The sequence below is a fragment of the Providencia sp. PROV269 genome (assembly GCF_028477785.1).
GTDB lineage: Bacteria > Pseudomonadota > Gammaproteobacteria > Enterobacterales > Enterobacteriaceae > Providencia > Providencia rettgeri.
The window spans coordinates 66,394-92,663 of record NZ_JAMPLV010000003.1; the positions used below are offsets into that span (position 1 = coordinate 66,394).

General features: G+C 39.7%; 23 protein-coding genes and 1 tRNA gene. 12 read left to right on the plus strand and 12 right to left on the minus strand.

Going from position 1 to position 26,270, the window contains the following annotated elements:
- Positions 1 to 122: 122 nt before the first annotated feature.
- Positions 123 to 1,133 carry a two-component system response regulator RssB gene (rssB, locus tag PR683_RS04745; RefSeq protein WP_109913228.1) on the minus strand — a complete coding sequence of 337 codons (1,011 nt, stop codon included), beginning with the start codon at positions 1,131 to 1,133 and terminating at the stop codon, positions 123 to 125.
- Between the two features lie 125 nt (positions 1,134 to 1,258).
- On the opposite strand from rssB, the gene PR683_RS04750 reads away from it, so the two are divergent.
- The 3 genes from PR683_RS04750 (at position 1,259) to PR683_RS04760 (ending at position 2,925) form a co-directional block, all read left to right on the plus strand.
- Positions 1,259 to 1,738: a YchJ family metal-binding protein gene (locus tag PR683_RS04750; RefSeq protein ID WP_272581696.1), complete on the plus strand. Its 480-nt coding sequence runs from the start codon at positions 1,259 to 1,261 to the stop codon at positions 1,736 to 1,738.
- Between the two features lie 94 nt (positions 1,739 to 1,832).
- Positions 1,833 to 2,681 carry a formyltetrahydrofolate deformylase gene (purU, locus tag PR683_RS04755; RefSeq protein ID WP_110731961.1) on the plus strand — a complete coding sequence of 283 codons (849 nt, stop codon included), beginning with the start codon at positions 1,833 to 1,835 and terminating at the stop codon, positions 2,679 to 2,681.
- 159 nt (positions 2,682 to 2,840) lie between these two features.
- Positions 2,841 to 2,925: transfer RNA gene (locus tag PR683_RS04760), tRNA-Tyr, on the plus strand.
- A gap of 1 nt (position 2,926) precedes the next feature.
- Here the strand turns inward: PR683_RS04760 and PR683_RS04765 are convergent.
- Positions 2,927 to 3,802, minus strand: a complete 876-nt coding sequence (locus PR683_RS04765; protein WP_004911163.1) for a LysR family transcriptional regulator — start codon at positions 3,800 to 3,802, stop codon at positions 2,927 to 2,929.
- A gap of 565 nt (positions 3,803 to 4,367) precedes the next feature.
- Here PR683_RS04765 and xthA point away from each other — a divergent pair.
- Positions 4,368 to 5,180: an exodeoxyribonuclease III gene (gene xthA, locus PR683_RS04770; protein WP_196723560.1), complete on the plus strand. Its 813-nt coding sequence runs from the start codon at positions 4,368 to 4,370 to the stop codon at positions 5,178 to 5,180.
- A gap of 65 nt (positions 5,181 to 5,245) precedes the next feature.
- Here xthA and PR683_RS04775 read toward each other — a convergent pair whose 3' ends face one another.
- Genes PR683_RS04775 through PR683_RS04785 form a run of 3 tightly spaced genes read right to left on the minus strand, consistent with a single transcriptional unit; the run spans position 5,246 to position 8,787 of the window.
- The gene (locus PR683_RS04775) at positions 5,246 to 7,174 is read right to left on the minus strand and encodes a DNA topoisomerase III (protein WP_123381910.1); all 1,929 of its coding nucleotides are present in this window, start codon (positions 7,172 to 7,174) and stop codon (positions 5,246 to 5,248) included.
- Positions 7,175 to 7,177: 3 nt separating this feature from the next.
- Positions 7,178 to 8,221 (minus strand): selenide, water dikinase SelD, encoded by a 1,044-nt coding sequence (selD, locus tag PR683_RS04780; RefSeq protein ID WP_004911178.1) that lies wholly within the window; start codon positions 8,219 to 8,221, stop codon positions 7,178 to 7,180.
- Positions 8,222 to 8,235: 14 nt separating this feature from the next.
- Positions 8,236 to 8,787, minus strand: a complete 552-nt coding sequence (locus PR683_RS04785; protein ID WP_109913254.1) for an NAD(P)H nitroreductase — start codon at positions 8,785 to 8,787, stop codon at positions 8,236 to 8,238.
- A gap of 471 nt (positions 8,788 to 9,258) precedes the next feature.
- Here PR683_RS04785 and sppA point away from each other — a divergent pair, with 471 nt between their 5' ends.
- From sppA to pncA, 3 genes are all read left to right on the plus strand, one after another.
- The gene (gene sppA / locus PR683_RS04790; protein ID WP_123381909.1) at positions 9,259 to 11,115 is read left to right on the plus strand and encodes a signal peptide peptidase SppA; all 1,857 of its coding nucleotides are present in this window, start codon (positions 9,259 to 9,261) and stop codon (positions 11,113 to 11,115) included.
- 167 nt (positions 11,116 to 11,282) lie between these two features.
- Complete coding sequence (ansA, locus tag PR683_RS04795) at positions 11,283 to 12,302, plus strand: asparaginase (protein WP_004911183.1); 1,020 nt, start codon at positions 11,283 to 11,285, stop codon at positions 12,300 to 12,302.
- Between the two features lie 22 nt (positions 12,303 to 12,324).
- Positions 12,325 to 12,951 carry a bifunctional nicotinamidase/pyrazinamidase gene (pncA, locus tag PR683_RS04800; RefSeq protein ID WP_272571558.1) on the plus strand — a complete coding sequence of 209 codons (627 nt, stop codon included), beginning with the start codon at positions 12,325 to 12,327 and terminating at the stop codon, positions 12,949 to 12,951.
- 118 nt (positions 12,952 to 13,069) lie between these two features.
- On the opposite strand, the gene PR683_RS04805 is transcribed toward pncA, so the two are convergent.
- Entirely contained in the window at positions 13,070 to 13,375 is a 306-nt protein-coding gene (locus PR683_RS04805) for a YeaC family protein (protein WP_004911191.1), read from the minus strand.
- 114 nt (positions 13,376 to 13,489) lie between these two features.
- The gene (gene msrB, locus PR683_RS04810; protein ID WP_004911195.1) at positions 13,490 to 13,903 is read right to left on the minus strand and encodes a peptide-methionine (R)-S-oxide reductase MsrB; all 414 of its coding nucleotides are present in this window, start codon (positions 13,901 to 13,903) and stop codon (positions 13,490 to 13,492) included.
- A 355-nt stretch (positions 13,904 to 14,258) separates the two neighbouring features.
- On the opposite strand from msrB, the gene gapA reads away from it, so the two are divergent.
- Together gapA and PR683_RS04820 are read left to right on the plus strand one after the other, a co-directional pair.
- The gene (gene gapA, locus PR683_RS04815; RefSeq protein ID WP_004911198.1) at positions 14,259 to 15,254 is read left to right on the plus strand and encodes a glyceraldehyde-3-phosphate dehydrogenase; all 996 of its coding nucleotides are present in this window, start codon (positions 14,259 to 14,261) and stop codon (positions 15,252 to 15,254) included.
- 292 nt (positions 15,255 to 15,546) lie between these two features.
- Positions 15,547 to 16,428, plus strand: coding sequence for a D-hexose-6-phosphate mutarotase (locus PR683_RS04820; RefSeq protein WP_004911200.1), 882 nt, complete (start codon positions 15,547 to 15,549; stop codon positions 16,426 to 16,428).
- 101 nt (positions 16,429 to 16,529) lie between these two features.
- Here PR683_RS04820 and PR683_RS04825 read toward each other — a convergent pair whose 3' ends face one another.
- From PR683_RS04825 to PR683_RS04835, 3 genes are all read right to left on the minus strand, one after another.
- Positions 16,530 to 17,282 (minus strand): MipA/OmpV family protein, encoded by a 753-nt coding sequence (locus tag PR683_RS04825; protein ID WP_004911202.1) that lies wholly within the window; start codon positions 17,280 to 17,282, stop codon positions 16,530 to 16,532.
- Positions 17,283 to 17,415: 133 nt separating this feature from the next.
- Positions 17,416 to 18,495 carry an alanine racemase gene (alr, locus tag PR683_RS04830; protein ID WP_004911204.1) on the minus strand — a complete coding sequence of 360 codons (1,080 nt, stop codon included), beginning with the start codon at positions 18,493 to 18,495 and terminating at the stop codon, positions 17,416 to 17,418.
- A 60-nt stretch (positions 18,496 to 18,555) separates the two neighbouring features.
- A complete protein-coding gene (locus tag PR683_RS04835) occupies positions 18,556 to 19,857 on the minus strand; it encodes a D-amino acid dehydrogenase (RefSeq protein WP_110731963.1) in 1,302 nt (433 codons plus the stop codon).
- A gap of 444 nt (positions 19,858 to 20,301) precedes the next feature.
- Between PR683_RS04835 and PR683_RS04840 the strand changes: the two genes are divergently transcribed.
- Positions 20,302 to 20,652, plus strand: a complete 351-nt coding sequence (locus PR683_RS04840) for a hypothetical protein (RefSeq protein WP_272513441.1) — start codon at positions 20,302 to 20,304, stop codon at positions 20,650 to 20,652.
- Positions 20,653 to 20,745: 93 nt separating this feature from the next.
- Here PR683_RS04840 and fadR read toward each other — a convergent pair whose 3' ends face one another.
- A complete protein-coding gene (gene fadR, locus PR683_RS04845; protein WP_004911211.1) occupies positions 20,746 to 21,462 on the minus strand; it encodes a fatty acid metabolism transcriptional regulator FadR in 717 nt (238 codons plus the stop codon).
- Between the two features lie 221 nt (positions 21,463 to 21,683).
- On the opposite strand from fadR, the gene nhaB reads away from it, so the two are divergent.
- Together nhaB and dsbB are read left to right on the plus strand one after the other, a co-directional pair.
- Positions 21,684 to 23,234 (plus strand): sodium/proton antiporter NhaB, encoded by a 1,551-nt coding sequence (gene nhaB / locus PR683_RS04850; protein ID WP_109913260.1) that lies wholly within the window; start codon positions 21,684 to 21,686, stop codon positions 23,232 to 23,234.
- Between the two features lie 150 nt (positions 23,235 to 23,384).
- Positions 23,385 to 23,900: a disulfide bond formation protein DsbB gene (gene dsbB / locus PR683_RS04855; protein WP_164528804.1), complete on the plus strand. Its 516-nt coding sequence runs from the start codon at positions 23,385 to 23,387 to the stop codon at positions 23,898 to 23,900.
- A 57-nt stretch (positions 23,901 to 23,957) separates the two neighbouring features.
- On the opposite strand, the gene PR683_RS04860 is transcribed toward dsbB, so the two are convergent.
- The gene (locus tag PR683_RS04860; RefSeq protein ID WP_004911217.1) at positions 23,958 to 26,240 is read right to left on the minus strand and encodes an FdhF/YdeP family oxidoreductase; all 2,283 of its coding nucleotides are present in this window, start codon (positions 26,238 to 26,240) and stop codon (positions 23,958 to 23,960) included.
- Positions 26,241 to 26,270: the final 30 nt, after the last annotated feature.

Genomic DNA, 26,270 nt, shown 5'->3' on the forward strand with positions numbered 1-26,270 from the left:
TCACTAAAGTATCAAGAGGCATTTTAAGTGCGCAAAAGTATATCAGGAAATATTTATGAATAAATAGCGACGAGTCTGAATAGAGTTATTTAGATGACACATGCATGCATTTTAGACATTAATTATGTCTCCGGGTTAAACATAAGTTTTATTTTCTGACTATTATTACGTATTAAACACTGCCAAGCATTTCCTTTTACCTCTAAATGGTTAGATTGATAAAATTTAAGCGTACCTAAAGGAAGACTTCTTGGTAACTTAACATGCGTATTTTCTGTCGTTATTTCCGCTTCTAAGCCCGCACTCGCCATTATAATTGCTTTATTCTGTGTATTAAAATACCCCAATAAGAGAGGAAATTGCCCACTAAACCCCGAATCCTCTAGTAAATAATTTATTTGATTAATAATCCTATCAATATTCGGTAATTTTTTTTCTGGGTAGCTTACCGCACTTTTTAATAGGTCATTGAACACCACACGAATCAAAAAAGCAGCCATAATACCTTCTTGGGGAGAGCGCTCAGTGTCAATGCAGTAAAATCCTATTTGGCTGTCTGAAATAGCAGCTAAGTCTAATAATAAACCAAAGCGGTTAGCTTCATTAAGTTGGCGATAGTTAATTCGGTAATTATTTATAATTTGGTTTACTGGCGGTTGTAACTGCTTCAACACCGTCAACATATCTTGAGTATGATCTTGCATTAATGTAGAAATCTGATGAATTTCCTCTCCCATTAGCTCTGTTAGGCTATTTTTCTCAGGATACAGTGCAGAAAGTAGGGTCACTTTAACTTCATCTAAATTTTTTATTGGCTTAAGCAAAGCATCTTTAGCCCCTAAACGAAACATTCTATCTAACTGAGTAAAATCAGTTGTTGCCGTAATCACAATGACTGGAATATCAATATTACGAGCAATAAGCTCTCGCATAAACGCTTCACCATTCATTATCGGCATATTAAGGTCACAGAGAATGATATCAGGGGTGATACCGTTTATTGTTAACATCTCTATTGCTAATTGACCATTATCTGCGGTATAGATCTCAATACCCAGCGTTTCGAGGTAATTTTTTAAAATTGTACAGAAGGTGATTTCGTCTTCTATTATGAGTACTTTTCTATTTTTCATAAGATACCTACTGCAAAAGCCTGGTTTAATTAACAATACAATTATTCATACGATAAAATCATTTATTCGCCATCATTTAAGTATAGTGACTTTTCAATCTTATACTTATTTTTATAGAGAGTGTTATGAAATCACAAGTAGAAGATAGGTGTTGCTGTGGCAACGAAGCACAATTTGAACAATGCTGCGCCCCTTTTTTACAAGGAAAATCTATTCCACAGACGCCTGTACAGCTTATGCGCTCCAGATATAGCGCTTATGTTCACCAAAATGCCGATTATCTGATTAAAACATGCCACCCGGATTGCCATGCTCAAGAATGGCACCACGAAATTGTAAATAGTTTTTCGAAGACACGCTGGTGTGGTCTTCGTGTTATTAGTTCTTCTTATGCTAAAAATCCCGATGAAGCTTATGTCGAATTTTCGGCTTGCTTTATTGATGAAAAAGCTGATCATAAGCAGCTTATTCATGAACGTTCGCGTTTTATTAAGATGGATTCGTGTTGGTATTATATAGACGGCATTACCCCAAAAATCGGTCGTAATGATTTATGTCCTTGTGGCTCTGGTCAAAAATATAAAAAGTGTGGGCACCCAGACTAATTACCCTTTATTTAATGCCTGTCTAATGAGACACATTTAATACACAATCTGTCGTTTTTTATATCGCTTTGTTAGTTAAGGATTAGGCTGTTTCATGCAACACAAAATTGTACAAAAGAAAATTCTCAGGACAATTTGCCCTGACGCGAAAGGATTAATCGCGAAAATCACCAATATTTGCTATAAACACCAACTCAATATCGTACAAAATAATGAATTTGTTGATCATCACACTGGCCGTTTCTTCATGAGAACTGAGTTAGAAGGCATTTTCAACGATGAAACATTATTAGCGGATCTCGACGATGCATTGCCTGTTGGGTCTCAACGTGAATTAAACACTGCAGGCCGGCGTCGTATTGTCGTCATGGTAACCAAAGAAGCACATTGTCTGGGCGACCTACTCATGAAAAGTGCTTATGATGGCTTGGATGTTGAAATTGCTGCTGTTATTGGAAACCACGATACGCTAAGAAACTTAGTCGAACAATTTGGCATCCCATTCCACCATATTAGTCATGAAGGCTTAACTCGCGAACAACATGACGAAAAAATGACAGCACAGATTGACCAGTATCAGCCTGACTACGTTGTGTTGGCTAAATATATGCGCGTATTAACGCCCGCATTTGTTCAGCATTATCCAAACCAGATTATCAATATTCACCATTCGTTTTTACCTGCCTTTATTGGTGCCCGTCCTTATCACCAAGCTTATGAGCGTGGCGTAAAAATTATTGGTGCTACAGCGCATTTTGTTAATGACAGCCTTGATGAAGGGCCAATCATTACACAGAACGTGATTAATGTAGACCATACATTCACAGCGGATGATATGATGCGTGCTGGACGTGACGTTGAAAAAAATGTACTAAGCCATGCCCTTTACTGGGTCTTAGCTCAACGTGTATTTGTATATGGTAATCGCACCATTATTTTATAAGCCAACACAGTGGCTTATTTAACAACACTTTGTAGATTTAACACGCATTAAGAATAAAAAAACAGCAAACGACCATTTTATTGAAAATTAATGCTTTACAGCGGCGCGTCATTTGATATGATGCCGCCCGCTGTCAATGATTACAGCAACTCAAAATCTGGTGGGATACCCAAGCGGCCAAAGGGAGCAGACTGTAAATCTGCCGTCACAGACTTCGAAGGTTCGAATCCTTCTCCCACCACCATTTAATTAACATCCCCCCCTAATTTATCAACAACACCCATAAAACGATTTAGTACACTAGAGTGTGATTTTGATTTATAAATGTAACAAACACTTTTCCCCAAAATCTTGTTTAATGGTATATAAATTAATGATTTATCAATTAATTCTTCTTCTGGATAGTGGTCTATAATACCTATAAAGTCACCATCTTGAATAAAACTTTGGCAACAGCCAATATTATCCATTTGTCTCACGCTCGTTTTATTATCAACCGTTTCAATTTTTGCTAATAAATCGCTCATTAAAGAACTTTTATAAAATGCGGGGTCACATAACCAGGTACTTTTTTGTAATAATGTAACAAGATCATAATGAAATTTTTCATACAGTTCTTTCCGACAATAAATACCTAATGGTGAATTTTCTATTATTTTTTGTAATGAAAACCGTTCGCTGACAACCTGCTCTGAACTAAGAATAAGTGTATTTCCATCATAATCGACAATTTCATCTACTTCATCATAATTAAACCTTAATATATTTACTTGTACATTATTTTGATGTGCTGATTGATATAAATTAATTAAATGATTTTCCTTTCCCCAGTCATAATAAATATTAGCCTCATTGATTATATAACCTGAAAAATGTTTTTTCGTTATTTCTTTCTCCTGTAAATAAAGATCTCTTAGATCGTTATAAAGCTCTTGGCCATCCTTAGTTAATGTCATTCCAAATTTTTCTCGTTTAAAAAGCCGTTTACCTAGGCTTGTCTCAAAGTCTTTGATTGACTTCGCGATGGGAGGTGTCGTACGGTTCATCACTCTTGCCGCTTTGCTTAACGAGCCATTCTCAACAACCGCCATAAACGCCTCTAATTTTCTTGAAAAGAACATATCTATGACCCCATTCCATTTATTAAAATGTTAATCAACATACTTAACTTTCTCATTAATAATTATATTGATTAGCCCATAAATTAATCCAAAAAATAAAAAGTCAAAGTTGATTTTTTATTGAATGATTAACAATATTTCATAAAAGTATTTTTATAATTTCCATCATTACAAAGCAATATATTATACTGTTTCGATTAATTATTTTTTATGCCTCCACTATTAAATCACATTAAAATATAAATAACCAATTGACTTTAAATGAAATTAAAACTAGTTAATATTGAAATTATTAATTTAATTTTAATCAGAAATTAAATTCTAGCACCCATAATAAATTTAATTAATTATAATATTTTTTGTTTAACTAAATTTATTATAACTTTTATATTAAACGCTAAATTTTGATATTGTACCAAGAATGAGTTATGTAATGACCATTTTTATCATAATCGTTATTGGCTATAAAACAACCTAATCGTTGAAACATGCTACTCGGGGTTACAGTATTGCTACCATCTGGTAGAATACGCATAATAATCATAAAACTAGGTGATAAAAAACCATGAAATTCATATCGTTCAATATCAATGGCCTCCGAGCTCGTCCTCACCAACTCGCTGCAATCATCGAAAAACATCAACCTGAGGTTATTGGCTTACAAGAAACAAAAGTCCATGATGATATGTTCCCTTATGAAGAGGTTAGTCAGCTCGGCTATCATGTTTTTTATCACGGCCAAAAAGCCCATTATGGTGTGGCTCTTTTAACAAAAAATGAACCTATTGCTGTCCGCAAAGGCTTTCCAACTGACGATGATGACGCACAGCGCCGTATTATCATGGCTGACATTCAAACAGAGCGTGGCCCATTGACTGTTGTTAATGGTTATTTTCCTCAAGGGGAAAGCCGCGACCACCCAACTAAATTTCCAGCAAAAGAAAAATTCTATCAAGATTTACAAAATTACATTACATCAACACAAACGGCTGAGTCTCAATTACTCATTATGGGTGATATGAATATTAGCCCAACCGATCTGGATATCGGTATTGGTGATGCAAACCGCAAACGTTGGTTAAAAACCGGAAAATGTTCTTTTTTACCTGAAGAACGTGAATGGTTAGCTAAATTGATAGGCTGGGGCTTGGTCGATACATACCGAGCTAAAAATCCTGATGTTGCTGATTGCTACTCTTGGTTTGACTACCGTTCTAAGGGCTTTGATGATAACCGCGGTTTACGTATTGATTTATTACTAGCCTCAAATAACCTTGCTGAACGTTGTATCGCAACGGGTATTGATTATGATATTCGCGGAATGGAAAAACCATCAGACCACGCACCGGTGTGGTCTGAGTTTGACCTAACAAAATAAATTTCCTCACTAGTTATCATGCAAAAAGGCGCTTAAAGCGCCTTTTATTGGTTTGCCAGACTCAACTAATCCTCTTTCTTTTTCGTTTTCTTCTTGCCTGTTTTTGCAGTTTTTTTCCCTGCTTTTACTGATGGGGCTGGTAACTCTCGAAATGCCCTCAAATTTGTAAATTGGCGTGCATGGTGAATTAATTGCATCAATGTTTGACCTAGCGGGTGCATAAAATCATCATAACGTGATTGTTTTTCACTAATTTGAGTCAGTACGGACTCCCAATGAGCAGTCATATCCGGTAATGTTGCCATATCGGGTAGAACATGAATTAGAGCCCTTCCTGCCGGAGAGGAATGAATGTAACGCCCTTTTTTGAAGAGAAATTGGCGCTTAAATAGTAAGTCAATGATGCCCGCCCTAGTCGCTTCCGTACCAAGCCCATCCGTTTCTCGCAATACTTTTTTTAATGCTTTATCTTGCACAAACCGAGCAATCCCAGTCATTGCTGATAATAGCGTTGCATCCGTAAAAGGGCGCGGAGGCTGCGTTTGCCGTTCGACAACTTCCCCTTTCTCACATAATAACTCATCACTTTTACTCACAACTGGTAAAGGCATACCATCATTTTCAGCATCGCGCTCTTTATTGCCTAATACAACTCGCCAGCCCGCTTCAGCAAGAAACCGAGCTTTTGCAATAAATTTACCCTTTTCAATTTCAAGATCAATAGTACACTTACGGTAAACCGCATCCGCCATGAACTGAATAATATATTGACGTGCAATCAGTTGGTAAATTTTACTTTCATTTTCCGTTAATTTTACTGCTGCCGTTTTTGCAGTTGGAATAATTGCATGGTGGGCGTCCACTTTTTTATCGTCCCAACAACGATTCTTTTTATCTAACTCTGGCAGTTCAAATTCAGTGAGATCAGGCTGATGCACAGCAATGGCATTCAATACACTGTGTCGCCCTGCAAAATGCTCATCCGGTAAATAGCGGCTATCCGAACGAGGATAAGTAATTAACTTATGTGTTTCATACAAGCGTTGGCATATATCCAATACTTCTTGTGCACTCAACGCATACTTTTTAGCGGCTTCAATCTGTAAAGACGACAAAGAGAAAGGCAATGGTGCAATTTCAGACTCGCGCTTGTCCTGATATTGCGTCACTATGGCAGGCTTCCCCTCAATACGCGATACCACATGGTCTGCAAGCGGCCGATGGAACAAACGCCCTTCTTCGTCTTGGTAATCAATACAGGAGTCACTTGGCTGCCATATTGCTACAAAACGCTCATCTTTTGGCGTAACAATATGGGCTTTCACCTCGAAATAATCTTTAGGGATAAAATTTTCTATTTCTTCATCGCGCCTAACAACTAGGCCCAAAACTGGCGTTTGTACCCGCCCAACAGAAAGAACACCTTGATATCCACCTCGTTGCCCTAATAGTGTATAAGCACGAGTCATATTGATGCCATATAGCCAATCTGCCCGTGCTCTCGCTAAGGCGGAGACACAAAGAGGGATAAACTCACGATTTTCTCTTAAGCGGTCAATTGCCCGCTCAACGGCTTGTGGGTTAAGGTCGTTGATCAAACAACGTTTTACGGCTTTGCGTTTCGCAGGATCGAGCTTTAAAAAATCAAGCACTTCGTCCACCAGCAGTTGACCTTCTCTATCGGGGTCTCCTGCATGGACGACTATTGAAGCTTGCTTCAGTAATGTTTCAATGGTTTTTAATTGTTTAGTTACTGCGGGACGGGGCTTCAATTGCCACTTATCCGGGATAATTGGCAAATCCTGAAGATTCCAACGTGCGTACCGAGGTTCATAAGCATCGGGTTCCGCCTGCTCTAAAAGGTGGCCAATGCACCATGTTACGGTTTGGCCATCACCACATTGAATAAAACCATCACCGCGTTTATGGGGTTTGGGTAATACATCTGCAATGGCCCTTGCAAGGCTCGGTTTTTCCGCAATAAACAAACGCATAAATTAATCTATCACTTCAACTAAAGGAACATTATCCTGATGGGGTAATAATTTACCGATAGACTGTAACAAAACACCTTGCTGCTGTGCAATCTCTTTAATTTTAGAGACTTCGGAAGGTTTTACTGCAATGAGTAAGCCACCAGAGGTTTGTGGGTCGCACAATAGCTGACGTTGCATATCACTCATTGGGCCAATAAGGTGACCATAGCTGTCGAAGTTACGGGTTGTTCCACCAGGAACGCAACCTGCTTCAATATATTTTTCGACGTTGGCTAATTTAGGGACTTTACTAAAGGAAATTTCAGCGCGAACTTTAGACCCTTCGCAAATCTCACTTAAATGACCCAATAAACCGAAACCAGTTACATCCGTCATAGCCGTCACTCCCTCTAAAGGCGCAACCACCGCTCCTAACTTATTCATTTGGCACATGGTTTCTGCCGCTAAGTGTTGATGTTCCGGCGCAAGTACCCCTTTTTTCTCTGCCGTTGTCAAAACGCCAATCCCAAGCGGTTTAGTCAAGAACAGTTCGCAATCTGCTGTTGCAGCACTATTTTTCTTCACATATTCCGTATTCACAACACCTGTAACTGCCAAACCAAAAATAGGCTCAGGTGCATCAATAGAGTGCCCTCCAGCCAATGATATGCCAGCATCCGCACAAGCAGCACGGCCCCCCTCAATCACTTCACGAGCCACTTCAGGCGGTAACTTAGCAATTGGCCAGCCTAAAATAGCGATTGCCATAATCGGTTTTCCACCCATAGCAAAAATATCGCTAATCGCGTTAGTTGCAGCAATACGGCCAAACTCAAACGGAGAGTCAACGATCGGCATAAAAAAATCTGTCGTGCTGATGATACCAATCCCGTTACCGAGATCATAAACCGCCGCATCATCTTTCGTTTCATTTCCAACTAACAAATGTGGGTCATGAAATTTTGCTTGTTCCGTGTGTAAAATTTGCTCTAATACTTTCGGTGCAATTTTACAGCCGCAGCCTGCACCATGACTATATTGCGTTAATCTAATTTTTTCAGTCATTATTATTCTCTTTATTAGAAATAAGATACAAAGCCTGTCATATCAGGTGTTTGCACTTTTGCTGGTGCTTTAAGCTCTGGCGTACCTAAATAAAGAAATCCAACAATACGGTCGTTATCTCCACAACCTAATCCCGCACGAACCACGGCATCTTCTGTCCATGCTCCTGAGCGCCATATACCGCCAAAGCCTTGAGCAACCGCAGCCATCTGCATTGCTTGTACAGTGCAACTCGCAGCAACTAATTGTTCCCATTGTGGTATTTTCGGATGGTCTTTTAATTTCGCAATTACAGTAATAATGAGTGGAGCGCGAAAAGGTGCGTTACGTGCTTTTTCTTCTACTTCAGCACCTAATTGCCCTTCAATTGCCGCTTTTTCTAATAGCTCACTGAAGCGGTTAATACCTTCATTTTGCATAACAACAAAATGCCATGGTTTCAAAGCTCCGTGATCAGGTGCTCTCATCCCCGCAGCAAGTATATTGTTAAGTTCTTCACCTTGGGGTGCTGGTGATGTGAGTCTTGAAGCTGAACGGCGGTTCAACAAAAGGGTTAAAGCATCCATATTTGTCTCCGTTTAAGAGTAAACTGATATGATAATCATTCAATTAGATAATGATACCCACGCTATCTATTGTTTCAGCTTAAAGGAAAATCGCTTACACTAATACAATAATAACGGTTATTCGCTAGGTAAAATTACGTTATAAATTCATTGAATTGTATCATTTGTCACACATGAAAAATATCATTGAAGCATTGTACCTTGCTGATCATAATTTTGTTATGCATAAAAATAGCCCGCAGTTGCAACTAATTGTATTGATACAACTAAGACATCAACAATTCGATGTGATGATCGGGTAACGGATTTGCTTTTGAGTATACTGTCGTAAATTCATGCTACAGGCGGAAATAGCCCAACTGTAGAAAGACATATTTATGTAATATCCAAAAATAGTTTGTGCCATAAGTCAACGGCAAACCAGTGAAGCTAACACCCGTGTGGTGCAAAATATACAGGATAGGAGAAAACATGCGTCAACTTTGGGACATCATCGCTACCATCTTTAGAATTAGCTGGCGAGCACTAAACTTTATTAGGGAATTCGTTTTTAACGCCATTTTCTTAGTATTATTCTTTGTCGTTATTGGGTCAATTGCGCTTTACCAAACAGAAACTCAACCCGAAAAAAATTATTTTGGTGCTTTGTATGTTGATTTGCAGGGCGTTATCGTAGACCAAGTTTCTGCTCCAGACCCATTTGGTCGTATGAGCCGTGAACTACTTGGTACTTCAAATAGCCGCATGCAAGAAAATTCATTATTCGACATCGTTGATACTATTCGTACCGCCGCAAATGATGACCGTATTACAGGAATGGTATTACGCCTAGATGATTTAGTTGGCGCCGACCAACCTTCTCTGGCTTATATCGGTAAAGCAATCAATGAATTTAAAAGTTCAGGGAAACAGGTTTACGCCATCGGTAGCAGTTATAGCCAATCACAATACTATCTCGCCAGTTACGCTGATGATATCTACCTCACACCACAAGGTGCTGTTGGGGTATATGGTTTCGCAACTAATGGCCTTTATTACAAGTCACTGTTAGAAAAACTTAAAGTCAGTAGCCATATTTTCCGTGTTGGTACCTATAAATCAGCAGTTGAGCCATTAATGCGTGATGAAATGTCCCCTGAAGCACGTTTGGCCAATAAACAATGGTTGGATGCCCTGTGGAACAATTACCTCGCAGATATCGCCAAAAACCGCAATACAACTAGCACGCAAATTTTCCCTGGAGCTGATGCTATTTTAGAACAATTACGTTCTGTCAAAGGCGATAGCGCGCAATATGCTTTAAAACAAAAATTGGTTGATAAACTTTATACAAACGAAGAAGTTGAAGATTTACTCAGTAAACACTTTGGCTGGAATAAAGAAGATAAACAATTCAATAATATTAGTATCTATGATTACTCCGCTAAAATAACAGATACCAATGCGAATCAAAGTGGCAATATCGCCGTGATTGTTGTTCAAGGTGCTATCATGGATGGCCCGCAAACGGCTGGGATTGCAGGAGGCGATACCATCGCAGCACAAATTCGTGATGCTCGCCTTGATGATAATATTAAAGCAATTGTGTTACGCGTTAATAGCCCGGGTGGAAGTGTAAGCGCTTCTGATTTGATCCGTAGTGAACTGGCTTCGGCCCATGCTGCCGGTAAACCCGTGGTGGTTTCTATGGGGGGAATGGCAGCATCTGGCGGGTATTGGGTATCGACTCCAGCTGACTATATTATTGCCAGTCCAAACACACTGACAGGTTCAATTGGTATATTTGGTGTGATCAATACCTTTGAAAAATCTTTAGATTCTATTGGGGTGTATACTGATGGAGTATCAACATCACCATTAGCCGATATTTCTCTGACTAAAGGGATTAGCCCACAATTTGCTGACATGATGCAAATTACTATTGAAAATGGTTATGAGACATTTATTGGCTTAGTCGCGAAAGCTCGCCATAAAACACCTGCAGAGATAGATAAAATCGCTCAAGGCCGTGTGTGGATCGGGCAAGACGCGCTTAAAAATGGCCTTGTAGACCAGCTAGGTGATTTTGATACTGCGATAGATAAAGCCGCAGAACTCGCTAAACTCACTGATGTTAAGCTAGATTGGATGAAGCCTGAGATGACTTTCATGGATCAATTGTTGCTTGAATTAACCACTAGCGTTCAAGCCGCGATGCCGGATGTACTACAGGTGTTTTTGCCCCCAGCAGTCGCAACGGATATCCGCCAGCAAGCTCAGTTTTTCTTAAAAATGAATGACCCTCAAAACCGCTACGCATTTTGCTTAAATTGCGCGGAAATTAACTGATCGCTAAATCCCCTTCAGCGCTAATGAAGGGGATTTCTCTCACAAACTCATCAATAACCCCATATCAATCTAATTATTCGCAAGTTAACGATAGTAATACGCTAACAAATGCGTCAAAATCCTGATAATCATTCTCCTTCGATAAGTTGGATAAATTAGGTAATAAGATGCAGAAGAAATCAATTTATGTAGTCTACACAGGCGGAACAATTGGCATGCGCCATTCACCACAGGGATATGTTCCTGTTTCTGGTCATTTGCAAACTCAGTTAGCTCAAATGCCCGAGTTTCACCGCCCTGAAATGCCTGAGTTTACCATCCGTGAGCATCAACCGTTGATTGATTCATCTGATATCACTCCTGAAGATTGGCAGCTCATCGCTGATGATATTCGGGAAAATTATCCACTTTATGATGGGTTTGTTATATTACATGGCACTGATACCATGGCTTTCACCGCCTCAGCCTTATCTTTCATGTTTGAAAACTTGAAAAAGCCGGTGATCGTGACAGGGTCACAAATACCATTAGAAGCATTACGTTCTGATGGGCAAACAAATCTATTAAATGCCTTATATTTAGCGGCCAATTACCCTGTTAATGAGGTCGGGCTGTTTTTTAATAACAAATTATATCGCGGTAACCGCACCGTTAAGGCTCATGCTGACGGCTTTGATGCTTTCAGCTCACCTAACTGCTCCCCCTTAATGGAGGCGGGTATCAATATTCGTACATTCAATACGTGCCCTGCACCTATTGGCATAGGTGAATTTAAAAGCCACCGAATTACACCTCAACCTATCGGTGTTGTTACACTTTATCCGGGACTCTCGGTTGAGATTGTTCGCAATATTCTCCAACAACCTGTCAAAGCGCTTATATTGCGCTCTTACGGTGTCGGTAATGCCCCTCAACAGCCTGAATTACTACGTATACTTCGCGAGGCAACGAACCGAGGCATTATTGTGGTGAACCTGACACAATGTATTTCTGGCCGTGTTAATATGGAAGGCTATGCCACAGGACACGCTCTTGCAGAAGCTGGTGTGATAAGTGGATACGACATGACTTTTGAAGCCGCCTTAAGTAAATTGCACTACTTACTAAGCCAAAATTATACCCCCGCTTTAATCCGAGAGTTAATGCAGAATAATTTACGCGGCGAGTTGAGCTATGCTGATGAATAACAGATAACATACTGAGGACACAATGAAAGCAGCATTACTGTTAGTCGATTTACAAAACGATTTTTGCACCGGTGGCACATTAGCAGTAAATGAAAGTGAACATGTTATTGATGTTGCTAATAAGACGATGGCTATTTGCCAACAAAAACAGATAGACATCATTGCAAGCCAAGATTGGCATCCCGCGACACATCTTAGTTTTGCGGCTAATTCAAATACTCAAATTGGCGAAGTCGGTGAGCTAAATGGCATTACACAAGTTTGGTGGCCTATTCATTGCGTACAAGGTGAGCACGGCGCTAAATTACACTCAGATTTAAACCAATCACTGATTAGTGCAACTTTCACCAAAGGGGAAAACCCACAGGTTGATAGCTATAGTGCCTTTTTCGATAACGATAAAATTAGCCAAACCCGCCTGCATGCATGGTTACAAGAACAACACATTTCACATTTAATTATTATGGGAATTGCGACGGATTACTGTGTCAAATTTACCGTGTTAGATGCCCTAAAATTAGGCTATAGCGTAGATGTTCTAGTGGATGGATGTAGAGGTGTTAATCTTGCAGCCAATGACAGCCAAGAAGCTTTAGACGAAATGAAAAAGCAAGGCGCGAGGTTAATCACGTTAACTGACCTGCATTAACCCAGACTTTGTAGACAAGTTTTCTCATATCAATTGAGAAAACTTGTTTTAGTGACGCTGTCACTGTACAACACCCTATTGAATAACCAAACTATTCTACAGATCTACAGAGTAACTGTTACTCATCATTATTTTGCGGTTTTAATGTTGCCAACATTTCACCTTGAAACAGCGTTTTTAGCTCTTGTTTGCTCTTCATCGTAATTTCGCCATTAGTCCCTACCGTCATATGCTCTGGGTCATGGTTATGCCGCGACTGCCACAATAATACCATTTGCAAGCTATGCTCTTTTTGTTCTGGCGTTAACATCACCCCATCCGGCCATTTACCTAGCTCAACTGCGGTTACTAGGCGCTGATAGATTTCAGGTGTCATCACTGCTAATAATTGTTCAAGTTGCTCTGGATTAACTTCAACGCTCACGGTAAGGCTCCTTCAAGTACGCAATTAACACGTTATTTTATTATTCTTAATTTTAGCTGATAGCTGAATCGTTTTTGTCATTCTAATATTAAAATTTCAGCACCCTTCAGCTCTTTATCCACGGGTCTTTTCACCATTATCATCATCGATAAAGCTTAATGATGCTGAATTAATACAGTAACGCTGCCCCGTGGGCTGCGGACCATCGGGAAATACATGCCCTAAATGCGCATTACAGTGTTGACAGCGAACCTCAATGCGATGCATCCCATGCGAGAAATCCTCAATGTATTTGATAGCCTCTTCATTGACGGGTTGATAAAAGCTTGGCCAACCACAACCTGCATCAAATTTGCTCTCAGACATAAATAAAGGTGAACCACAGCATAAACATTCGTACACACCATCTTTACGGTTATGCAATAATTGGCCACTGAATGGCGGCTCGGTACCTGCTTGCTGTGTAACGTAACGCTGCATTTCATTTAATTCTGAAATATCAATAGGTTGGTTATCTTTTTTTGACATGTCACACCTAAATATTTAAATAACTAAAATGTTCAATGGTTATCATACATCAATTTCAATCAACAAAAAATTAACAACATTTTCTGTAAAACTATTCTAAACTAAGAAGCATCTTACTTTCCGTTTTGATTTGTGAACCGTATCACATATATCACTGATAGATGGTTTCATTATGCTGCACAATCCCGATAATACGTGCGGCTGTATTTGCCGCTGAAGTGGCTGACAAATAAGCAATTGGTGGTATCAGAATTGATTTTTTTCAATAATTGACACGATTCCGCTTGACGGCTGGCAAGGTTTTGGTAACTTTAACTACAACTTAATTCACGAATAAATAGCTGGTGGAAATACTATGACTATCAAAGTAGGTATTAATGGTTTTGGTCGTATTGGCCGTATCGTTTTCCGTGCTGCACAAGAGCGTTCTGACATCGAAATCGTTGCTATCAACGACCTGCTCGATGCAGAATACATGGCGTACATGCTGAAATACGACTCAACTCATGGTCGTTTCAACGGTACTGTTGAAGTTAAAGATGGTCACCTAGTTGTAAACGGCAAAAAAATCCGTGTAACAGCAGAAAAAGATCCTGCAAACCTGAAATGGAACGAAGTCGGTGTTGACGTCGTTGCTGAAGCTACAGGTATCTTCTTAACTGATGAAACTGCACGTAAACACATCCAAGCAGGTGCTAAGAAAGTTGTTCTGACTGGCCCTTCTAAAGATGATACTCCTATGTTCGTTATGGGCGTTAACCACAAAGCTTACGCAGGTCAAGAAATCGTTTCTAACGCATCTTGTACAACTAACTGCTTAGCTCCACTGGCTAAAGTTATCAACGACAAATTCGGTATCGTTGAAGGCCTGATGACAACTGTTCACGCAACAACTGCAACACAAAAAACTGTTGATGGCCCTTCACATAAAGACTGGCGTGGTGGTCGTGGTGCTGCGCAAAACATCATCCCATCATCAACCGGTGCGGCTAAAGCAGTAGGTAAAGTTATTCCAGAACTGAATGGCAAACTGACTGGTATGTCTTTCCGTGTACCTACTCCTAACGTTTCTGTAGTTGACTTAACTGTTCGTTTAGAAAAACCAGCAACTTACACTCAAATCTGTGATGCAATCAAAGAAGCAGCAGCAGGCGAGCTGAAAGGTGTTCTGGGTTACACTGAAGATGACGTTGTATCAACTGACTTCAACGGTGAGAAACTGACTTCAGTATTTGATGCTAAAGCTGGTATCGCACTGAACGACAACTTTGTTAAATTAGTTTCTTGGTATGACAACGAAACTGGTTACTCTAACAAAGTATTAGACTTGATCGCTCACATCTCTAAATAAGAGCTATAACGAAATTTGTCTAACTGAGCCGCCGATTGGCGGCTCTTTTGTATCGTATCCAATAACAAATTAACACTTCATATTTTCTGCTATATCGCTTATGGTTGATCTCTTATTGGATACGCTATAAACATGACTTATTTTAGAATGAATACTATTCACCGCGTCACCGCGCCTTTAAATATACCGAATAGATACTCTAAATAATTCAAGTGAATGAACACAGTCAGCAATGCTGCAGTTTGAAAGATGACGAGTATTCACACTGTTCCATTAACACAGGCCTAATACCATGCACGACAAACTTTTTGCACTACCAGTCATTAAACAAGTCTCTGCTTACATCACTCAACGCCAACTCGGCGAGCTTCCACTCATTGTCATCTCGCACCCTAAGGTGCGTGGGGCCGTCAGTTTACAAGGTGCTCAACTTATTGATTGGCAACCTGCAGGGCAAAAACCTTGCTTATGGCTAAGTTCAGAAAGTGCTTTTAAAGAAGGTGTAGCTATCCGCGGTGGCATCCCTATTTGTTGGCCTTGGTTCGGCCCTGTTGCTAGCCCTAGCCATGGTTTTGCGCGAATTTTACCTTGGCAATTCACCGCACATAATGAGCATGAAGATGGCGTTATTTTAACCTTCACGTTAACGGATACCGACTATACCCGTAAATTATGGCCACATGAGTTCACTCTGATCCTCCGTATGAAACTCGGTGAAACATGTGAACTTGAACTAGAAAGTTATGGGGATTTCGAAACTACTGCCGCACTGCATAGTTATTTCAATATCAGTGATATTCAAAAAGCCACCGTCTATGGGTTAGGCGGTCACTATTTCGACAAAGTCGCAGATAAAGAAGTTTATGCCAATGAACCTCTCAAATTTAATAAACATACTGACCGTATTTATTCAGAACCGGATGAATATAGCTTATTACGTGATGATGGATGGGCTCGTACAATAGAAATTCATCATTACCATAATAGTGATGTTGTCTGTTGGAACCCTTGGGCAGAGTTATCATGCAGTATGGACGATATGCCAAATAATGGGTACAAACAAATGGCTTGTGTAGAAACGGCAAGGATTAATGTCCCAATGAAAAGTGAGGCACAGCACCCTGCTCGCCTTTCATTAGTGATGGTCAGTCGCGATAATAAACCGCAAGATTAATCATCCAGTCTAAGTGTATAAGATTTCTAAATAGATAAAATTGAGCCCCTGATAAACATAATGATATCAGGGGCTCAATAATTTAACTTTCGATAACAAACTTAGAATGTGTAAGTGACACCTGTCCACATAATGGCGGAAACATCTTTATTCACCATTGGGCTATCTTTCACTTCACTTGGTAGGCGGTCAACACGGCCCATTGCAAATACCGTCCAATTTTCATCAAAGCGATAATTTCCTGTCACTTCAACGTATGGTGTCCAACTTGAACCTGGGTTATAACGTTTTAAACCGCTATTACGTGATTCTTTTGAAGAAATACCATATTCATAACGGTTTTGGTTCTTGCTATCCCATTTAATACCAAGACCTGGGGTGATTGACCACTTATCACCTTCAAAACCATACAGATAGGCGAATTCACCACGAATACCATTACTGATACCTAGGATATCACCAGAAATATTCGTTCTCAGTGTACCCCAATCAGCGTTATGACGATAAGTCAGCCCCGTCATCACCGTATCACGGCGACGGTCTAATTCACGCATTGCTTTATCATCATTGTCTTTAGGTTTAAAAAATTGCGGGTAATAAAAAGCATCTAATGATAGTTGGTCTTGCGTATCATTCCATAGGTAATAACCAGCTGCTAATGTATGAAAATAGAAGTTCTCACTGTCATAATTAACAATAGGCACTGGCGTGACATAATCACGGCTCTTAATTCCTTTATAAGGTGTTGATTGCGCTAATACTGAACCCCCAACAGACCAAGTTCCAGCAAACGCGGCCCCAGATAACACACTCAAAGCCACAGCAAGTGTCGTTAATTTAATTGCTTTAGACATATATTTAACCTAAAAATAATGAGAAATAGATCACCGCTATATGTTATATCAATATAGCTATAATCCCAATATTCGTAATCAAAATCACATTTAAAGCTAAATTCTAACTGTTTTTAGCGTGATTGATTAATAATTATTCTACTTTATTTTTATAAGAAACAGGAACTCTTTTTGCAAGCGCACAGAGTAGCTCATAACCTATTGTCCCCGCGGCTTGCGCCACCTCATCAACCGGTAAATTTTGCCCCCACATCTCTACTCGCTCACCAAGCTTAACATCGTCACAATCACTGATGTCAATTGTCAGCATATCCATCGAAACCGCGCCCAATAGCGCACAACGTTTACCTTTACACCATACAGGCGTTCCATTTGCAGCATGCCGAGGGTAACCATCGGCATAACCACACGCCACTGTCGCAATACGCATCGGTTTAGTTGATGTAAACCGGCTACCATAACCAATTGATTGACCTGCTGGAATTTCATGGATAGCAATCACTTCTGATTGTAAAGTCATCGCTGCCTTCAAGCCCAACCCAGATATATCAGTAGCTTTTCCACTTGGAGACGCACCATACAGTAAAATACCCGTGCGGACCCAATCATATTGGGTGTGTTTATGCCACAGTGTTGCCCCTGAGTTTGCGATACAGGTTTCTAAAGATAAGTGTTCAAATTGCTGGATTTGTTGAAAAGGCTCAGCAACGCCGGTTTTGGTATCTGAATTAGCAAAGTGACTCATTAACGTTAAACTACGTACATTCGGCATTTTAGATAACCGTCGTACGACATTTTCGTAATCGTTCGGTGGAAAACCTAACCGATTCATTCCACTGTTTAGCTTAATATAGACTGAAATTGGTGATGAAAATTGGGCATTTTCAATGGCGAATAATTGCCACTCACTATGAACACTAGTTGTTAAATTATACTGGTCAATTAATTGTAAATCTTGAGGCTGGAAAAAACCCTCTAACAATAGAATTGGCCCTTTCCACCCTTCTTTTCGCAATAAAATGGCCTCATCAAAATCTAATACCCCAAAGCCATCCGTTTCTTTTAGCGCAGGCCAAATTTGCTTGATGCCGTGACCATAACCGTCTGCTTTCATAACTGACCAAATTTTTGATTTTCCAACATGTTGCCGTACGACAGACAAATTATGTTGTAAATTCTGTAGATGAATGACAGCACTTATTGGGCGCGGCATTTTAATTCCTTAGTACGTTTAATTAATTCTAAAATTACAATAGTATAAAATATCAAACACTTAACGTGCTGGTGTTAAATCACCATGAGTAGTCAGCTTGGTATTAAAACCATCAAGATACCTAAATACCGATAAATCATCAGACGCTATCTCCGGTGTATTCCCTGAAATTAAATCTGCCAGCAGTTTCCCTGCACCACAAGCCATTGTCCAACCCAGTGTCCCATGCCCAGTATTTAAATATAAATTACCGTATGCTGTCGGCCCAACTATTGGAGTACCATCTGGTGTCATTGGACGCAGGCCCGTCCAAAATTGTGCTTGTGCAATATCACCACCGCCTTGATACAAATCTTGTACCACCATTTTCAATGTTTCGCAGCGTTTTTTCAGGATATTCAAATTAAAACCAACAACTTCAGCCATTCCACCAACTCGAATGCGCTGATCAAACCGCGTTACTGCAATTTTGTATGTTTCATCCAAGATGGTGGACATTGGGGAACGCTGTTCATCGATAATTGGCATAGTCAATGAATAGCCTTTGAGTGGATAGACCGGAATTTGAACTAGGGTTTGTAGCATTGAAGTAGAATAAGAGCCCATTGCAACGACATATCTGTCCGCTTGCAAAATTTCACCATCAATTTTAATGCCACTAACTTTATTTCCTTCTGTTAAAATCTGTTCTACATGGCCACCAAATTTGAATTGAACTCCAGCATTTTGTGCCATCTTTGCCAATTTTTTGGTAAATTGCTGGCAATCCCCTGTTTCATCATTGGGTAATCGCAGCCCACCGGTGAGCTTGTGTTTGACAAATTCTAACGCAGGTTCCGCTTTAACTAATTCATTTGATGCTAATAGTTCGTACGGAACACCTTCTTGCTGTAAGACTGCAATGTCATTCGCTGCATTATCGAACTGCTCAGTAGTACGAAAAAGCTGTAAGGTACCACCCTGACGAGCTTCATATTCGATACCTGTATCTGCTCTTAATTGGCGAATACAATCGCGACTGTATTCGGCGATACGTACCATACGACTTTTATTCATTGCATAATGTTGAATATCGCAATTTTTTAACATCTGCCACATCCAGCGCAACTGAAATAACGTTCCATCTGGGCGTATCGCCAGAGGTGCATGTTTTTCAAACATCCATTTCACGGCTTTAAGGGGGATCCCGGGAGCTCCCCATGGGGTTGCATACCCAGGGGATACTTGCCCTGCATTTGCTGCACTTGTTTCTTCTGCGACATCATGTTGTCTATCCACCACCAGCACTTCGTGCCCTTCTTGTGCTAAATACCATGCTGTTGTTACACCGATCACTCCTGCACCTAACACTAGAATTTTCATAGCTTCCCCACAAAATAAAAGTATGCATCATTTATTTTAGGATAATATTCTAGGAATTATTTGCCAATATGGTGAATTAACACTTTTAACAATACAGATAATAAATCCATTTTGATTCACATCTCATTTACATTACAGATAAATATTCTCACTGAAGATTTTAAGGTTATTTAATATCCTATTGATTTTCAATGTGTTAACCCAATAAAATCAATTATTGATGATTTCTTTAACTAATAAATTCAGTATTTAATACTTTAATATTGAAACATTATGTCGCTAACCATTTTTAACAACATTTAACAAAACTAATGATGCTATTTTTTTATCTCTTTAAATTATGATTGTATAGATAATTTGACTGCTCCATCGAATTAGTCATCTTAATAATGAAATAAACTAACCAAATCATCTTATTAATCAATTAGAATTTAGGGTATCCCCATGATTAGAAAAAGAAAATTATTTACCTTATTTATTATTTTATTTTTATCTGCAGGGATGAGTCTTGCCGATGAACTTTGTAAATCATCTCTCGTCTTAAGAACACAAGTTTATGATAAAGGAGATATTATCTGTTTAAGCACTAAACCTATTTCTGTATGCCTCAGCCCTGCCATCGTCATAGACAGTTATCCAGCAAGGGTTGATTACCATTGTTTATTTAAAACTGACCATCCGCTTCCCGATGGTCAGGATTGGACTGATAGAGTGGATTTGGACCTATCACACAAGAAAGTGGATTATTCAGACACGACACTTGCTGCTAAGTCCTGTGCGTGCCCCAATAATTGACAACTAGCCTCAAGCCGTTTTAAAGCTTAAAAAACAAAAAAACCAGCTGCAAAAATTATCAGCTGGTTTAATTGGTGATAGAGTCATTCGAGTTTAGCGGATGTGTGCTAAGTCGCTAGGCATATTACCTTGCATACTATGCCAAATAGTGCCACTTTCCTTACCATAATTTCTGACACATTCCATAATACGGTCATAGGCTTGTTCACGACACAAATTAGCCAGTTGCTGATAAAAGTTCAGCGCTAAACGCCTCGCATCTGGGTTAGAAAAATAATAACGGCCTACCCTTGTGTAGAGCCCCTTGAGGCCATTAATGATCAATCCATAGATGGGATTACCTGATGCAAAAGCCAGCCCACGGAACACGTTATAATCCAAATCACTAAAGGCATCTGAATTATCTTCAACTTTTTCCCTACCCGCTAAAACCTCCAATGACTGCTCAGGGTTGTTACGAAATGCAGTACGAATAAAAATTGCAGCGATATTGGTACGTACAGCCAAGAGATTATCAATTAGCTGTGGCACTCTATCGTGATCTAACCGAGCCAATGTCTCCAAAATATTTAGGCCAGACGTTTCCCAATAGTTATTCACTTTAGTTGGCTTACCATGCTGAATGGTTAGCCAGCCGTCACGAGCCAAACGTTGTAACACTTCACGTAAGGTTGTTCGTGTCACACCGATTAATTCCGAGAGCTCGCGCTCCGCGGGTAAAATTGAACCTGGTGGAAAGCGGTTGTTCCATATGCTCTCAATAATATACTCTTCCGCGAAACCAGCCGGACTTTGAGCTTTAATAACCATATTTTTATTATTCCAAACATTTAGACGGATATTGGGCAAATCATACCAGATTGTCATCACCTGATATAGTTAGACTAAAAATAAAGAGTGAAGCAAATCATAGAATTTCCATATAATTCATACATTATCAATTAGCAAATAAGCTTAAAATCCGTAAAAGATAAGAGTAGTATGTATAGCACAATACACGACATCCGCATAAAAGAGGATAACGAACCATAATGGATTTTAGTTTAAAAACGGCTTTTTTGAAAAATTTTCTGGGAAACTCGCCTGATTGGTACAAATTAGCAATTATTATATTTTTAATAATTAACCCTATTATCTTCTATTTTATCAGTCCCTTCGTCGCAGGCTGGTTATTAGTTGTTGAATTTATATTCACATTAGCAATGGCTCTCAAATGTTACCCATTGCAACCCGGTGGCCTTCTCGCTATAGAAGCCGTAATTATCGGCATGACCACCCCTGCACAAATTTCACATGAAATTAGCAATAACCTTGAAGTTATCTTGTTACTGATTTTTATGGTAGCTGGTATCTATTTCATGAAACAATTGCTGCTGTTTGTATTCACCAAACTGTTGATAAACGTGCGTTCTAAACGCATTCTTTCCCTTGCTTTTTGTATGGCGAGTGCATTTTTATCTGCATTTTTAGATGCACTGACCGTTATTGCTGTCGTCATTAGTGTTTCAATTGGTTTTTATTCTATCTATCACCAATATGCCTCTAATCAACCTAGCAACACAGACTTGCAAAATGATGGTTTCATTAAAAGTGCAGAACAAAAACAAACCCTCGAACAATTTAGGGCTTTTTTACGTAGTTTAATGATGCATGCTGGTATTGGTACTGCGCTAGGTGGTGTCATGACTATGGTTGGTGAGCCACAAAATCTCATCATTGCTAAACATGTTGACTGGGATTTCATTACCTTTTATATCCGCATGGCGCCTGTCACTATACCTGTTTTTATTTGTGGCTTAGTCGTCTGTTTTGTTGTGGAAAAATTCAAGTTATTTGGCTACGGTGCTGAACTTCCAGACTCTGTGCGTCAGATTTTAACTGAGCACGATAAAAAACTGACGGCGAAACGCACCAAAAAAGATCTTGCGCAGTTGGTCATTCAGGGCTTAATTGGTATTTGGCTAATTGTCGCCCTTGCTTTCCATTTAGCGGAAGTTGGTCTTATTGGCCTATCCGTCATCGTACTGACAACCGCATTTTGTGGTATCACAGAGGAGCACGCGCTGGGTAAAGCCTTTGAGGAAGCGTTACCATTTACCGCATTACTAACCGTATTCTTTAGCATTGTTGCTGTAATCATTGACCAGCAATTATTCACTCCATTTATTCAGTTTGTGTTGCAATCCTCTGAATCGTCACAATTATCATTGTTCTATCTGTTTAATGGCCTACTTTCTGCCGTGTCAGATAACGTATTTGTAGGGACGGTTTATATTACTGAAGCCTTAAAAGCGGCAAATGAAGGTTTAGTATCAACGGAACAATACCAATTATTAGCTGTCGCAATAAATACAGGGACTAACCTCCCTTCTGTTGCAACACCTAATGGGCAAGCTGCCTTCTTGTTTTTATTAACGTCTGCGTTATCACCTCTGATCCGTTTATCTTACGGCCGCATGGTGTGGATGGCACTGCCATATACCTTCGTAATGACCATTGTTGGGCTATTAGGGGTTGAATTCTGGCTAGTTCCCATCACACATTGGATGGAAAGCATCGGGTTGATTACGTTCGCACAATAACTATACTTTAAACAATTAGCCGTGCACCAATACGGCTAATTGTAATGTTAGGTAAAACCCTCTCTAAAATTGCATTATTTCACTTTAATTGCTTTTTTTATCGGGCCGATAGGGGCAAAATGTGCGCATTACTCAATTAGGATACTAAGTATGTTCAGATTTTTTAACTACTGTTCGCAAGGAAGAGGCGCTTGGCTACTCATGGCATTTATTGCCTTTATGCTCGAGTGCGCGGCTTTATATTTTCAGCATGTTATGAAACTACAACCCTGTGTTATGTGTATCTATGAACGTGTTGCATTACTTGGCATTATGGTTGCTGGCTTAATTGGAGCGATAGCACCACGGAACATGGTCATACGCTGGGTTGCTATTTTTATTTGGGTTTATTCTGCTTGGCGCGGTTTAGACCTTGCATGGGAACATACCATGCTACAACTTTATCCTTCACCATTTGCATCATGTGATTTCTTCGTTAATTTCCCTGATTGGTTACCATTACAAGAGTGGGTACCAGCAGTATTCGAAGCTACGGGTGACTGTGCCGTTAGGCAGTGGGCATTCTTAGGGCTTGATATGCCACAATGGTTAATTGGTATCTTCGTGGCTTATCTCTTAGTTGCAATCATTGTTATCATCAGCCAGTTCTTCCCAGCCAAAAAATAGCCTTTAAACCCCAAATGTTATATTCAACATTTGGGGTTCCTAAGTAATAAAATTAACCTATTGAATGACTCGTTCTAATTTCACAGGGATATTTTTATACGCAGGAATACCACATTGCGGGTCGAAATTATCCAACGAAATTAAATTATTAGCTTCAGGGAAATAAGTGGCAACACTACGGTCTGCCATATCATAAATCACCACAGTGAGGTTATCTAAACGCCGTTTTGTTGGTTTCTGCTCGCGGTCTAATGCGATGAGATTCACTTTATCTCCCGCTTGTAACTTCTGTTTTTGGGCTTCTGCACCACTGATGAAAACAACATCTCGTTGCCCAAACACACCGCGATATCGGTCATTTAATCCATAAATTGTAGTATTATATTGGTCATGGCTACGTAATGTTGCCAAAATGAGTTCACTGTTAACTGCTGAGTTCGGGTCTTCAATAACACCTTCTGTCGGTACAAAGTTAGCTTTGCCTGATTGCGTTAACCAACGACGCTCAGAAGCCGCATTAGTCAGATGGAATCCTCCGGGTATTTTAATGCGTGCATTATAATCATCAAAACCAGGTAATACCGCTTCCATTGCGTCACGAATTAAATCGTAATTGCCGATAAAGTCATCCCATTCAACTTTACTCTGCGGTATTGTCGCTTTAGCTATCCCTGCAATAATCGCACACTCAGATTTAAGATAAGGGCTACACGGTTTAAGTAAACCTTTTGAAGCGTGAACCATCGACATTGAGTCTTCTACGGTCACACATTGCACACCACTGCTTTGCCTGTCTATTTCACTGCGACCTAATACAGGTAATAAAAATGTCTGCTTAGCGGTTAATAAATGGGAGCGATTTAGTTTAGTTGCTGTGTGCACCGCTAAATCAAGCTTTTTCATACCTGCAAAACAAGCGTCTTTATCTGGCATGGCAACTGCTAAGTTTCCGCCCATGCAGATTAAAGCCTTCGCTTTTCCTTCAGAAATGGCTTGCATGCTCGCGACGGCTGCATGACCAAATTCGCTTGGTGGTTTAAAACCAAATCGTTGTTCAATTTTGTCTAAAAAGCTTTTTGACGGTTTTTCCGTAATACCAACGGTTCTATCACCCTGAACATTCGAATGACCACGCAGAGGGCAAATTCCCGCACCTTCCCGACCAATATTACCTTTCAGTAGTAATAAATTAACGAGTTGCTGAACGTTTTGCGTACCATGCTCGTGCTGAGTGATCCCCATGCCATAACAAATAATGGTACTTTTTGCCTCAATATAAAGATCCGCAATCTCTTCGATAGACTCACGCGGTAAGCCAGAAACCCTTAAAATATCTTTCCAACTCGTTGTCAGTAAGTCATTTTTTAAAGCTTCATAACCCTGTGTATGAGTTGATATAAATTCAGTATCAAGAATAGGCTCTTTTCCTGCATCGACTGCAGCTTGGTGTTTTTCAATCAATAACTTCATCACACCTTTAAGTAACGCAGTGTCTCCACCAACACGAACTTTATAATAGTGTCCAGCTAAAGGAGTAGACTCTAACGTGAGCATTTCTACCACGTCTTGCGGGTAGGTAAAACGTTCAAGACCACGCTCTCTTAAAGGATTTATGGCAATGATTTTAGCACCACGTTTAGAAACTTCACGCAATGAGCTCAACATCCTCGGGTGGTTAGTCCCAGGGTTATGACCTATACATATAACTAAATCCGCTTTATCAAAATCGTCCAACAATACTGTCGCCTTGCCGACACCAATAGAGTCAGCAAGACCAACACTCGTTGGTTCATGGCACATATTTGAACAATCAGGGAAATTGTTTGTGCCATATTCACGAGCAAGTAGCTGATATAAGAATGCGGCTTCATTTGAAGTTCGACCTGATGTATAAAATTCAACAGTATTTGGGTCTGAATAACTTTGTAAACGCGTACCTATTTGTTGAAATGCATCTTCCCATTCGATAGGTTCATATTTATCTGTTTGTGAATTGTATTTCATGGGGTGAGTTAAACGCCCTTCATCCTCTAAATGAAAATCATCCCACTCAAGTAATTCTGTTACGGTATATTTAGAAAAAAATTCCGGCGTTGTTTTTTTAGATGTTGCTTCCCAAGCAATTGCTTTTGCACCATTCTCACAAATATCAAATGACGCCGTATGTACTGGGTCAGGCCACGCACAGCCAGGGCAATCAAAGCCGTCTACCTTATTCATTTCAAACATCGCAATTATGTCATGACCTACTTTCATTTGGCCACGTAATGCTTCTGCAACTGCTTTTACAGCCCCCCAACCGGCAGCGGGGCCATCATACTCTTCAATTTTCTTTTTCATTTGGCATTACTCTTTAATAAATGTAAATGT

What these genes read in the sequence shown, in the direction of transcription:
- PR683_RS04785 (WP_109913254.1), bottom strand. Translation starts at nt 8,787, where the DNA reads ATGGATGCTTTAACCCTTTTGTTGAACCGCCGTTCAGCTTCAAGACTC.
- purU (WP_110731961.1), top strand. Translation starts at nt 1,833, where the DNA reads ATGCAACACAAAATTGTACAAAAGAAAATTCTCAGGACAATTTGCCCT.
- fadR (WP_004911211.1), bottom strand. Translation starts at nt 21,462, where the DNA reads ATGGTTATTAAAGCTCAAAGTCCGGCTGGTTTCGCGGAAGAGTATATT.
- rssB (WP_109913228.1), bottom strand. Translation starts at nt 1,133, where the DNA reads ATGAAAAATAGAAAAGTACTCATAATAGAAGACGAAATCACCTTCTGT.
- xthA (WP_196723560.1), top strand. Translation starts at nt 4,368, where the DNA reads ATGAAATTCATATCGTTCAATATCAATGGCCTCCGAGCTCGTCCTCAC.
- PR683_RS04825 (WP_004911202.1), bottom strand. Translation starts at nt 17,282, where the DNA reads ATGTCTAAAGCAATTAAATTAACGACACTTGCTGTGGCTTTGAGTGTG.
- gapA (WP_004911198.1), top strand. Translation starts at nt 14,259, where the DNA reads ATGACTATCAAAGTAGGTATTAATGGTTTTGGTCGTATTGGCCGTATC.
- PR683_RS04775 (WP_123381910.1), bottom strand. Translation starts at nt 7,174, where the DNA reads ATGCGTTTGTTTATTGCGGAAAAACCGAGCCTTGCAAGGGCCATTGCA.
- ansA (WP_004911183.1), top strand. Translation starts at nt 11,283, where the DNA reads ATGCAGAAGAAATCAATTTATGTAGTCTACACAGGCGGAACAATTGGC.
- msrB (WP_004911195.1), bottom strand. Translation starts at nt 13,903, where the DNA reads ATGTCAAAAAAAGATAACCAACCTATTGATATTTCAGAATTAAATGAA.
- PR683_RS04765 (WP_004911163.1), bottom strand. Translation starts at nt 3,802, where the DNA reads ATGTTCTTTTCAAGAAAATTAGAGGCGTTTATGGCGGTTGTTGAGAAT.
- selD (WP_004911178.1), bottom strand. Translation starts at nt 8,221, where the DNA reads ATGACTGAAAAAATTAGATTAACGCAATATAGTCATGGTGCAGGCTGC.
- nhaB (WP_109913260.1), top strand. Translation starts at nt 21,684, where the DNA reads ATGGATTTTAGTTTAAAAACGGCTTTTTTGAAAAATTTTCTGGGAAAC.
- PR683_RS04835 (WP_110731963.1), bottom strand. Translation starts at nt 19,857, where the DNA reads ATGAAAATTCTAGTGTTAGGTGCAGGAGTGATCGGTGTAACAACAGCA.
- PR683_RS04860 (WP_004911217.1), bottom strand. Translation starts at nt 26,240, where the DNA reads ATGAAAAAGAAAATTGAAGAGTATGATGGCCCCGCTGCCGGTTGGGGG.
- pncA (WP_272571558.1), top strand. Translation starts at nt 12,325, where the DNA reads ATGAAAGCAGCATTACTGTTAGTCGATTTACAAAACGATTTTTGCACC.
- PR683_RS04750 (WP_272581696.1), top strand. Translation starts at nt 1,259, where the DNA reads ATGAAATCACAAGTAGAAGATAGGTGTTGCTGTGGCAACGAAGCACAA.
- dsbB (WP_164528804.1), top strand. Translation starts at nt 23,385, where the DNA reads ATGTTCAGATTTTTTAACTACTGTTCGCAAGGAAGAGGCGCTTGGCTA.
- sppA (WP_123381909.1), top strand. Translation starts at nt 9,259, where the DNA reads ATGCGTCAACTTTGGGACATCATCGCTACCATCTTTAGAATTAGCTGG.
- PR683_RS04840 (WP_272513441.1), top strand. Translation starts at nt 20,302, where the DNA reads ATGATTAGAAAAAGAAAATTATTTACCTTATTTATTATTTTATTTTTA.
- PR683_RS04820 (WP_004911200.1), top strand. Translation starts at nt 15,547, where the DNA reads ATGCACGACAAACTTTTTGCACTACCAGTCATTAAACAAGTCTCTGCT.
- alr (WP_004911204.1), bottom strand. Translation starts at nt 18,495, where the DNA reads ATGCCGCGCCCAATAAGTGCTGTCATTCATCTACAGAATTTACAACAT.